The following is a 9896-nucleotide window of genomic DNA, read 5'->3' as shown; positions in this document are numbered from 1 at the left end:
CATCGTTTTTTTTACGGTTTTACTAGCTTTTTCATTTGAGCTATTTTTTCAGGGATTTGCAAAACTGAGATGCACCCTATAATTACTACCAACTATTTAAAAGAGGAATGTTTATTTTATGCCGCTAATGGACTTAGCTAATTTTAAAACTAGGGTTATTGGATGCAGTGCGGTGATGGCTATTGGACAAGTTATTTCAAATGCGATCGCCAATCCGGCAACTCAAGCAGCAGCGGGTATGATGGGCGGCCCGATCGCACTTGGGGGAGTTTCTATCTTAGCAGCAATTGCTGGTAGTATCGCTGAGACTATCGCCGCTGATGAACTGGCAAATCGGATGACCGAACGGTTGAGCCAAAATCCGAGGATTCTCGATAATCACGATTTGATTAAGGCAGCGGGTGAGGCGATAGGCTATATTTTGAGAGAGGTTGCGAAGTCCGATCGCCTAATTGCGATCGCCGAAACCAAAAATTTGCCTTATCCAGAAACAGCACTCTGTCAATTAGCCGAGAAAACTCCTGAATACTGGCTGGATATTAACACGAATACAGCCGACTTGTCAAGGGGTTTAATTATTTCCGAAGACCAGCTAACCAAGATTTTTTCTGCGGATGCCGAGGAGTTCGATCGAGTTACCGGATTGACAACGGCAGATTGGGCAACTTTCCTCAACGAATTCGCCGCCAGCGAGGGCAAATCCTTCGATGCGGAAATTGTGGAATTTGTCGCGGAAAAACTGTACGCAACTTTCCCGAAAGCGTACCGCGAAGTGCTGAAAATGGATGCGGCGAAGGGAGGAGAAAAGTTTGCCGCGATGCTGTTGAATCTGCACCAAATTGCTTTGACGGAACTGAGAGATTTGGGGCTGCAAAATGGGGAAATTCTGCAAAAGTTGGAGGCTGTGGCAACGCAGCAACAGATTTGTCAAGTGATGGTGAAATTGGAGGCGATCGAAATTGGCATCCGATCCGATTTGGCGCAAATTAAAACATCACTGGAACGATTTGTTGATATTTCCGCACCCCGATTGCCGCTTCCTTACGAGTGCGAAACGATTATTCAAGATCGGACTCAAGACTTTACCGGCCGCCAATTTGTGTTTGCAGCAATTGCCGAATTTTTGCAGAACAATCGCAAAGGGTATTTTGTTTTAGAAGCAGATCCGGGAGTCGGGAAAAGCTCGATTATGGCGAAGTTAGTGCTGCTGCTGAAGCGGCGCTGCGTTGCCCATTTTAACTCGCAATCTCAAGGCATTGTCCGCGCCGAACAATTTCTGGAAAATGCCTGCACTCAGTTAATTCGAGGCTTTCAACTAAATCACCCGCAACTGCTGGAAAATGCGACCAGAGATGGCAATTTTCTCAGTCGATTGTTGGGGGAAGTCAGCGCTAAATTGGGCGGCAAAAAGTTGATTGTTGTCGTCGATGCCCTGGATGAAGTGGATCTCAGTTTGCAGGGGCGCGGCAGCAATGTTTTGTATTTGCCGGATGCTTTGCCGGATAATGTTTATTTTATTGTTTCCAAGCGGCCGGAATCTCTGCCTTTCCCAAATAATCATCAGGTTTTCGATTTGATGCAGTACAGTGCAGAAAGTTTGGCGGATGTGAAACTTTATATTGACAAACGCACCAGCAATAGCGCGTCTATTCAGAGTTGGATTAACCGTCAAAATTTGCAGCGCGAACAGTTTGTGGCGGCGGTGGCGGAAAAAAGTCAGAATAACTTTATGTACCTGCGCTACGTGCTGAATGATATCGATAGCGGCAAGTACAGCGATGTGAATTTGCAAGATTTGCCGAGGGAGTTGGAAGGATATTATGAGAAGCATTGGGCGCGGATGGAAATGGAGGTTAAAGATAAAGAATTGCGCCGCCGGAAGTTGAAGGTGATTTATTTGTTGACGAAAACTCGCAAGCCGGTTTCCTGCGATATTTTGGCGGATTTTGCTGAGGAAGATGCCTTGGACGTGCAGGAAGTTCTGGATGATTGGGAACAGTTTTTGCGGCGCAGTGGCGATAGTTCTCCCGATTACAGTATCTATCACGCGAGTTTCCAAAGATTCCTGCATAGAAAAGATGTGGTGCAGAAATCTGGGGTGCGGCTGCGGGATATCGAAACGGCGATTTCTGATAATTTGTGGGAGGATTTGTACGGGGATGAGTAAGTTTAAAGAACGGTTGGGGAAAATGTCGCCGGAAAAGCGGCTTTATGCTTTGGAAACTTTGCCGGGGCATTTGGCCCAGAGTGTTCAAGGGGAACGGCTGCATCAGTTGTTGACGGATTTTGATTTTATTGAGGCGAAGTTGGATGCGATCGGGGTTCAAGGGTTAATTGAGGATTACGATTTGGCGAGGGTTTCTGATGTTTTATTGTTGGGGGAGCAAACTGAAAGTTTGAAGTTGATTCAAGGGGGAATTCGCAAGTCGGCGCATATTTTGGAGGAGGATAAAACGCAATTGGCAGGGCATTTGTTGGGGAGGTTGCTAGATTTTGAAAGGCCTGAGATTCAGGGGTTGCTGGAACAAGGAAGGCAATCGAAAGATAGTCCTTGCCTGTTGCCTTTGAAGGCTAATTTAGAGCGGGCGAATGAAGGGGCATTGCGGACGCTTGTCGGTCATACTAACTCGGTAACAGCAGTGGCGATCGCACCCGATGGAAAAACAGCGATTTCGGCTTCGGGGGATGAAACCCTGAAAATCTGGGACACCGAGACAGGTCGGGAACTGAAAACTCTCACGGGTCATAGTAACTATGTAAATGCAGTGGCGATCGCACCCGACGGAAAAACAGCGATTTCCGCATCTTCGGATCATACCCTGAAAATCTGGGACACCGAGACAGGTCGGGAACTGAAAACTCTCACGGGTCATAGTTCCGAGGTAACAGCAGTGGCGATCGCACCCGACGGAAAAACAGCGATTTCGGCTTCAAGGGATAATACCCTGAAAATCTGGGACACCGAGACAGGCCGGGAACTGAAAACTCTCACGGGTCATAGTTCCGAGGTAACAGCAGTGGCGATCGCACCCGACGGAAAAACAGCGATTTCGGCTTCAAGGGATAATACCCTGAAAATCTGGGACACCGAGACAGGCCGGGAACTGAAAACTCTCACGGGTCATAGTTCCGAGGTAACAGCAGTGGCGATCGCACCCGATGGAAAAACAGCGATTTCCGCTTCCGGGTATCAAACCCTGAAAATCTGGGAGGGGGATTATACCCTGAAAATTTGGGACACCGAGACAGCCCGGGAACTGAAAACTCTCACGGGTCATAGTAGCGTGGTAAATGGAGTGGCGATCGCACCCGACGGAAAAACAGCGATTTCCGCTTCATGGGATTTTACCCTGAAAATTTGGGACACCGAGACAGGCCGGGAACTGAAAACTCTCACCGGTCATAATAACCTAGTATATGCAGTGGCGATCGCACCCGACGGAAAAACAGCGATTTCTGGTTCCGGGGATACCCTGAAAATCTGGGACACTCAGACAGGCCGGGAACTGAAAACTCTCACCCGTCATGGTAACCCGGTAAATGCAGTGGCGATCGCACCCGACGGAAAAACAGCGATTTCCGCTTCAGATGATCAAACCCTGAAAATCTGGGACACTGAGACAGGCCGGGAACTGAAAACTCTCACCGGTCATAGTTCCGAGGTAAAAGCAGTGGCGATCGCCCCTAGTGGCAAAATAGCAGTTTCCGCTTCAACGGATCGCACCCTGAAAATCTGGGATTTGCTTAGTGGCAAAGAGGTTGCTAGTTTCAGCGGAGATGCTGAGTTTAATTGCTGTGCGATCGCCCCTGATGGATTGACAGTTGTAGCGGGCGATCGATCGGGCCGGGTGCATTTCCTGCGTTTGGAGGGAGTTAGCGGCGGGCGGTAATCCAAGAAACCGGGTTTTTGCCCGAATCTGTGGGTTGTAACCAGGTATTTAGGAAAAAACCCGGTTTCTGGGGCCCCGCGATCGGGTTTTTGGTTGATGTGCGATCGGGTTTTTGGTTGATCGGGCGATCGACTTTTAGGGAAAGGGCGGATCGGGTTTTTTGTGGAGGTGCGATCGACTTTTTGGGAAACGGGCGATCGAATTTGAGAGAAATGTGCGATCTGGCAATAAGGATCGCGAATTAAATAACTTACAATTTTAATTATTATTGTGGAAGTTATTTAATTCTCATTCCTAAGTTGTTAACCAATAAGTGATTAATAGGAACCAGATTAGTGCGATCGTTACTTGTTTCTGAAATTCTATCAGGTTCAAAAACATTGTGAGTAAAATCAACGGGTTTTCCATCATTTGTTTTTGTAACTGAGTCTGGTCAAATGTTGGTAACATATTTTTTTGGAGAGGCAAGCGTGTAACAATTATGCGGCCTATCTTTTTTTACCACCACACAGATCAATCCTTACCCCCTCTGGATTTAGGGCGGGTTGTCACCCCCCCAGCACACTAACAATCCTATTTTTTAACAGTAACTTGCAAATAAAGCAGCGGGTCTTCAGCAACCCAACCCAAACCCGAATTGTAGCGAACTTCAAAATGCAAATGAGATGGCGGAATGTCCCGTTTTCCCGTCGTCCCCACAGTTCCCAAAACTCCTCCAGACTGCACTTTTTGACCGACTTTTACCGCAATATCTTTCAAATGAGCGTAGCGGGTTTGCTTCCCCGCTTGATGGTTCACCACCACTAAATTCCCGTAATCCCCCTGCGGCCCGGCAAAGGCGACAGTCCCCTCGCCCGCCGCCAAAACCTGCGTACCCTCCGACGCCAAAAAATCTACGCCGCTGTGGAAAAAAAATTCTCGCCGCGCCGGATGCAATTGCCGCCCGTAAGGCAAAGCTTCCACTGCAGGGGCGGGCAGCGGAAATCCTTGCACCGATGGCGTTGCATCGGGATTGATAGAAGGCCCGATCGACCTATTCACCGCAGGCACAAACACCGTTTTCCCCAAAGGCCTGCACCCGTTCGCCTCAAATAGCAAATCTGCGCGCACTTTGTAAGCTTCTGCCAGTTTTTGCCAATTCCAGCCCGCAGGCACTTCTACCTCGATGCCACTGTACGGAGGAATGACGATCGCACTTCCAGCAGATACTTCACCGCCCCGCAAAGTCGGATTTATCCCGATCAGCGCCGCAGAAATCACATTGTACTGGCGCGCGATGCTGTCTATGGTTTCGCCCTGGGCCACAGTATGGCGGCGCAACCGAGACATAGCCGGACTCGGGCAATCGCGGGCGGGGTCAGGGTTTTCTACAGGTATACCTGAAGGAAGATTTGCAGGTGGGCTAGCGGTATTTGCCGCCGTTTTCCCAACGGGTGCGATCGACCAAATTAGTGCAGAAATCACCGGAAATAAGCGTTTAAACCTCATGATCTACAGAAAAAAGTATTCATTGGGGACAGTTGACAATTTTAAAATCCTGTGAACCTTCATATTTACAACCTCTAGCCACCCCCCAGACTGTAAATCCCAGCCTAAGCCAAGTTAGGATGAGAATTATTAGTTTGAGTCGCTCTTGGCAAATCCGGCAAAATTGCCTGTGATGCCCGTCAGCGCCAGCCAGTTAACAGCTATGTTCTTGAGGAAGCGGTACGCCCCGCCCCGCTTCCTTCCCGTCACCAAGACAAAAACGCTTGTTGATTCCGAACGTGTCTGCGGGGATGAGGTATCTAGCGGGAGTTATTAAATGAGTTTATCTTTTAAGCAAACGACCCTGTATGTGACTGTGCTCTCAATCGGCGGAGGTATGGGATGGTTGGGAAATCGCTATCTGCAAGGCTCAAACAATCTGGAAACCGGATTGGTTTTGCCAGTAGTACGCCAGCAAATCCCCCCCTATCCCTCTCCTCCTGTTCTGGAAAATCGGGCGGTCGATCGCAGCAATCCCAATTTTATTGCTGAAGCAGCCGAAAAAGTCGGCCCGGCTGTAGTGCGGATTGACGCATCAAGCAAGGTGGCGAATCAAGTGCCGGAAGCTTTCAAAAATCCTTTGTTTCGCCGGTTTTTTGGGGAGAATTTGCCGCAGCCGGAAGAACGAATCAAGAGAGGTACCGGTTCGGGGTTTATTCTCACTCCTGACGGCCGCATCGTTACTAATGCTCACGTTGTCTCCGGGACGGATACTGTCAAGGTGACGCTCAAAGACGGCCGCGAGTTTGAGGGTAAGGTGCAGGGAGTCGATCCGCTGACGGATGTCGCTGTGGTTAAGATTAATGCTAAGGAACTGCCGCAGGTGGCTTTGGGTCGATCGGACAACATTGTACCGGGACAGTGGGCGATCGCGATCGGCAATCCTTTAGGTCTCGACAATACCGTGACTGTGGGCATTATCAGCGCTACGGGTCGATCGAGTTCTCAAGTCGGCATCCCCGACAAGCGAGTCCGCTTCATCCAAACCGACGCCGCCATCAACCCCGGCAATTCTGGTGGCCCCCTGCTCAATGACCAAGGGGAAGTAATTGGCATCAATACCGCTATCCGCGCCGACGCTCAGGGCTTGGGATTTGCAATTCCGATCGAAACTGCCAAACGAGTTTCCGATCAGTTATTCGCCAAAGGTAAAGCCGAACATCCCTATCTCGGCATTCAAATGGTCAGCTTAACTGCTGCGACCAAGGCAGAACTCAACAAACAGCTCGATAATAATAAAATTACCCTCGATCAAGGCGTAGCCGTGGCGCGAGTCGTGGAAAATTCCCCCGCTCAAAAAGCCGACTTGCGCCCCGGAGATGTCATTCAAAAAGTTGACGGAATTGCGGTTAACACTCCTGGGGACGTGCAAGAACGGGTGGAAAACACGGTTGTGGGCAAAGAAATCGAGCTGGAAATTAACCGTGTGGGTCAAGTTCAGAATATAAAAGTACGTCCGGGTGCTTTTCCCCTATCGGGTAGCTCCGCCGGTGGGTAATACCATGTGAGATTTTCGATTACAGAAGTGGGAATGACTTACGGGATAAGGATGTGGAGCTTACCTACAGTTGCTTTCTTTTGGGAAACTGCTATTAGTTGCAAACGGTGGAGGATGAAAGATAAATCTGATTCTTTATAGTCCTGGACGTAGCAACCGGGTTTTTTCACCAAAATCCTTGGTGTAGGGCAAGGGATACCCGGTTAACAGCCCGGTTTCTTAATTCCCTGTGCCTCCATGATTCAGGATTATGGATTTTTCTGAACAACTTTCATCTTTCGGGCTTCCCCAACCCGTTGATCTTTTTACTTGTCTTTGGGCGAGTTTGGTTGAATCGAGCTGGTGCTTGCTAAATTTTCTTCTAGGTGCATCCTCTGCTCCATTTGCCTCAAAAAATAGCCTGTCATCATCGCTGAAGCTAGCAAACCTGCTAAGTTTTCGCGGTCAGTGGTAATTTCGACGTTAAAATTTTCTGAAGGCAAAACGCCGACCAGTCCTTGAACGTTATGAGAGATAATTTCTCTGATGTCGGGGCTGACGGACTTGGCGACTCGGGCTAGAACCTCCGGGGATTGGTGTTGGAGGTACTTCAGCAGTGGATTGACTGCGGTTTGTTGAGCATTGGATGTGTCAAAGTCAGGGTGAAAAACCATTTGGCGATTCTTAATTTCTGGCTGGTTACATTCTACTTCAAACTACTCGTCATTGCTTGGGTACAAATTTGCCTGAAAGTCAATTTGCAATTGTTTTGGCAGTTGGTCTACTTGAAAGTACCGGTGAAATTTCTCGGTAACTTGTAACCAATACGACCGTCCCTCAGCCGGCCGCCGTTTGCGGACGAAACCCATTTCTACAAGTTCCTGCACTTGTTGGTAAGCTCCTGAACCTCGCAAGTTAACTAAATCTGGCTGAGCGATGCCGCCTTTGAGGGCGATCGCAGCCAGCGTCCGCAAAGCTCCCACACCTAATTCTGGAGGTATTAAAGTTTGCATTAAACTGGCAAACTCTTCTCTGAGTTGCAGGCTGTATCCTGTGGGGGTTTCGACGACTTCTAATGCACTGTCGCGGTGGGACGAGTCAGACATCAGTTCGATGATGGCGTCTTCGGCTTCGGCTCGATCGCACTTGGCAATCTCGGCAATTTCTGCGATCGACACTGGCTGACCTTTTAGGTAAAGTATGGCTTCTATTGTGGTGGCTAAGCGAGTCATTTGGGAATTAGTAACGAGGAATTGGGACGTTGAAAGAAAGAGGAAGAAGCAAGGAAGAAGAAGGACTCAGGAAAACAACAGTTATCCGTATTTCGGTAACTTCCGTGTCGTGAATAATGAGAGTTAGGAATAAACATTCCCCTTACACAAATTATTAATAGTGTAGGTTAGGTTGAGAAACAAAACCTACACTATTAATTTTATTTTTTTATATCAGTTCGAGACGCAAAAATATATAACGTTTCTGGCTCTCCTGAGCTTATGGTAAAATATATCAACCAATACAGACGACGGGGTTATGACCGATTTTTGGAAAAAAAAGATGGGGTCAGTCTTGTTAAGAAGCCCCATCATTTAAAAATGTTACCTCAATCAGACCAAATTTGTTTCCAACAGCAGCTCAAAAACGCTGAATACTTGACTCTGACTATTTTAGTTTTTCAGCTCGCAACCCATAAACAAGTGAGTATTGAGTTATTGGCGAAATTGATGCCATCCCCTATCATGTTTGAGAGCCGACGACGTTCTATTCAACGATTTCTCAAGGTACCTATCCTCAAGATTGAAAAGCTTTGGTTTCTTCTACTTAAATATATCTGGAGAACTCAATTTAAAAATAAACAAGAGTTGAAGGTCGCGATTGATAAAACGCAGTGACCAGATAAAAATCTGTTGATGATTAGCCTGATTGGGGACAAGAGAGCTTTACAATTGTACTGGCAGATATTGCCTTTGCTGTGGCTGTAGCAACCTCCGAGAACAACAAAGCTTAATCTGCCCCATTCTTGGTCTGCTAAAAATTTATAAAATTGTCCTTTTAGGACACGCCTGAATTTCCGAGCGTTAAGCTGATAAGTGGGCTGTGTGAAAAGAACATAAGGTTTGTTTTGAGAGTAAAACAGGGACGCTATATTCAAGAAGAAGGACAGGAATTTAAGCGGTTAAGTGAGTGTGGTTTAGTACCAGGTACGAGCTTTTATTTGACCGGAGTTAAAATCAGCAGCAAGTATTGGGATGTTTTGATGTCGCTGGTTATGGGCAAAGAAAATATTGAAATAGTGGCGAAGATGAAGGCTGGTATTTACTCACCAATATCGGCAAATTGAAACTAGCTGTAACAGCGTGTAAATGTCGCAGTCGTATCGAATCAATGTTTAAGGACTGTCAAACAGTCTGCTATAATCTTCAAAAAAGTTACCGTTGTGACGACCGCCTAAAAACTTTAATATAAAACTTTAATATTCTTAATAGCTTTAGCTTATAGTTGTAGGATTTTACAAAGACACAAGCTCAAGCTTATGGGAATTCAGAAATACATCGGTCGCCTTACTGATGCGATGCGAGCGCAACAACGTCATAGTAGCTTTTGGATTGGATGATACAGCCAATCGTGGGCGGAGCGAAGCGTAGGGAGCTTTGCCATGCAACTATTGCGGAATTGATGAAAATTAGACGCAATCAGCTCCTCTTCTCTCAGAGAGGTTTGAGGGCTATGTCATTAATTTTATCCAGCTTTTGACTTTTCTTGTCACTGCGTCAGGAGGTTTTATTTAAAAGTAGTTGGAAGGATTGAAATATGGTCTATCTGCAACCTGGGCGTTTAACAACCGAGTTCAGGATGGAAGCGGATTTGTGCAACTGCGTCTTTCTAGAGACAATAAAAAATAAGGGAGAAAAACGCTGAAGACTGCACAGAATTAAGTCATCATCCTTACCATGTAGAAAGAGAGGTCAAGCCCTCGGTCTATTAGTACGCCTCAGCTTCATCCC

Annotated in this window: 9 protein-coding genes; 6 read left to right on the top strand and 3 right to left on the bottom strand. The window is 47.2% G+C overall.

What is annotated here, in order from left to right:
- Window positions 1-118 precede the first annotated feature (118 nt).
- The 3 genes from QUB25_RS28725 to QUB25_RS28715 are packed head-to-tail and all read left to right on the top strand — an operon-like array spanning window position 119 to window position 4135.
- Window positions 119-2167 carry an ATP-binding protein gene (locus QUB25_RS28725; RefSeq protein WP_333188747.1) on the top strand — a complete coding sequence of 683 codons (2049 nt, stop codon included), beginning with the start codon at window positions 119-121 and terminating at the stop codon, window positions 2165-2167.
- Window positions 2160-3890, top strand: a complete 1731-nt coding sequence (locus QUB25_RS28720) for a WD40 domain-containing protein (protein ID WP_333188745.1) — start codon at window positions 2160-2162, stop codon at window positions 3888-3890. Before QUB25_RS28725 ends, QUB25_RS28720 begins: the two co-directional genes overlap by 8 nt.
- A gap of 17 nt (window positions 3891-3907) precedes the next feature.
- On the top strand, window positions 3908-4135 hold the full coding sequence (locus QUB25_RS28715) for a hypothetical protein (protein WP_333188743.1): 228 nt from the start codon (window positions 3908-3910) through the stop codon (window positions 4133-4135).
- A gap of 328 nt (window positions 4136-4463) precedes the next feature.
- On the opposite strand, the gene QUB25_RS28710 is transcribed toward QUB25_RS28715, so the two are convergent.
- The gene (locus QUB25_RS28710) at window positions 4464-5378 is read right to left on the bottom strand and encodes a M23 family metallopeptidase (RefSeq protein ID WP_333188742.1); all 915 of its coding nucleotides are present in this window, start codon (window positions 5376-5378) and stop codon (window positions 4464-4466) included.
- A gap of 316 nt (window positions 5379-5694) precedes the next feature.
- Between QUB25_RS28710 and QUB25_RS28705 the strand changes: the two genes are divergently transcribed.
- Entirely contained in the window at window positions 5695-6915 is a 1221-nt protein-coding gene (locus QUB25_RS28705; protein ID WP_333188740.1) for an HhoA/HhoB/HtrA family serine endopeptidase, read from the top strand.
- Window positions 6916-7220: 305 nt separating this feature from the next.
- Here the strand turns inward: QUB25_RS28705 and QUB25_RS28700 are convergent, their stop codons facing one another.
- Complete coding sequence (locus QUB25_RS28700; RefSeq protein ID WP_006635907.1) at window positions 7221-7568, bottom strand: DUF760 domain-containing protein; 348 nt, start codon at window positions 7566-7568, stop codon at window positions 7221-7223.
- Window positions 7569-7610: 42 nt separating this feature from the next.
- Window positions 7611-8126, bottom strand: a complete 516-nt coding sequence (gene scpB, locus QUB25_RS28695) for an SMC-Scp complex subunit ScpB (RefSeq protein WP_006635908.1) — start codon at window positions 8124-8126, stop codon at window positions 7611-7613.
- A 309-nt stretch (window positions 8127-8435) separates the two neighbouring features.
- Between scpB and QUB25_RS28690 the strand changes: the two genes are divergently transcribed.
- Both QUB25_RS28690 and QUB25_RS28685 read left to right on the top strand, forming a co-directional pair.
- Window positions 8436-8783 (top strand): hypothetical protein, encoded by a 348-nt coding sequence (locus QUB25_RS28690; protein WP_333188737.1) that lies wholly within the window; start codon window positions 8436-8438, stop codon window positions 8781-8783.
- A gap of 230 nt (window positions 8784-9013) precedes the next feature.
- A complete protein-coding gene (locus QUB25_RS28685) occupies window positions 9014-9232 on the top strand; it encodes a hypothetical protein (protein WP_333188735.1) in 219 nt (72 codons plus the stop codon).
- Window positions 9233-9896 lie beyond the last annotated feature (664 nt).

This window comes from Microcoleus sp. B3-D7 (assembly GCF_036705305.1).
GTDB lineage: Bacteria > Cyanobacteriota > Cyanobacteriia > Cyanobacteriales > Microcoleaceae > Microcoleus.
The sequence above is the reverse complement of the archived record's forward strand: the minus strand, read 5'-3'. Positions and strand labels throughout refer to the sequence as shown.

Bases quoted from the DNA above. Each gene is read 5' to 3' on its own strand.
- QUB25_RS28725 (WP_333188747.1), top strand. From the start codon at position 119: ATGCCGCTAATGGACTTAGCTAATTTTAAAACTAGGGTTATTGGATGC.
- QUB25_RS28720 (WP_333188745.1), top strand. From the start codon at position 2,160: ATGAGTAAGTTTAAAGAACGGTTGGGGAAAATGTCGCCGGAAAAGCGG.
- QUB25_RS28710 (WP_333188742.1), bottom strand. From the start codon at position 5,378: ATGAGGTTTAAACGCTTATTTCCGGTGATTTCTGCACTAATTTGGTCG.
- QUB25_RS28705 (WP_333188740.1), top strand. From the start codon at position 5,695: ATGAGTTTATCTTTTAAGCAAACGACCCTGTATGTGACTGTGCTCTCA.
- QUB25_RS28700 (WP_006635907.1), bottom strand. From the start codon at position 7,568: ATGGTTTTTCACCCTGACTTTGACACATCCAATGCTCAACAAACCGCA.
- scpB (WP_006635908.1), bottom strand. From the start codon at position 8,126: ATGACTCGCTTAGCCACCACAATAGAAGCCATACTTTACCTAAAAGGT.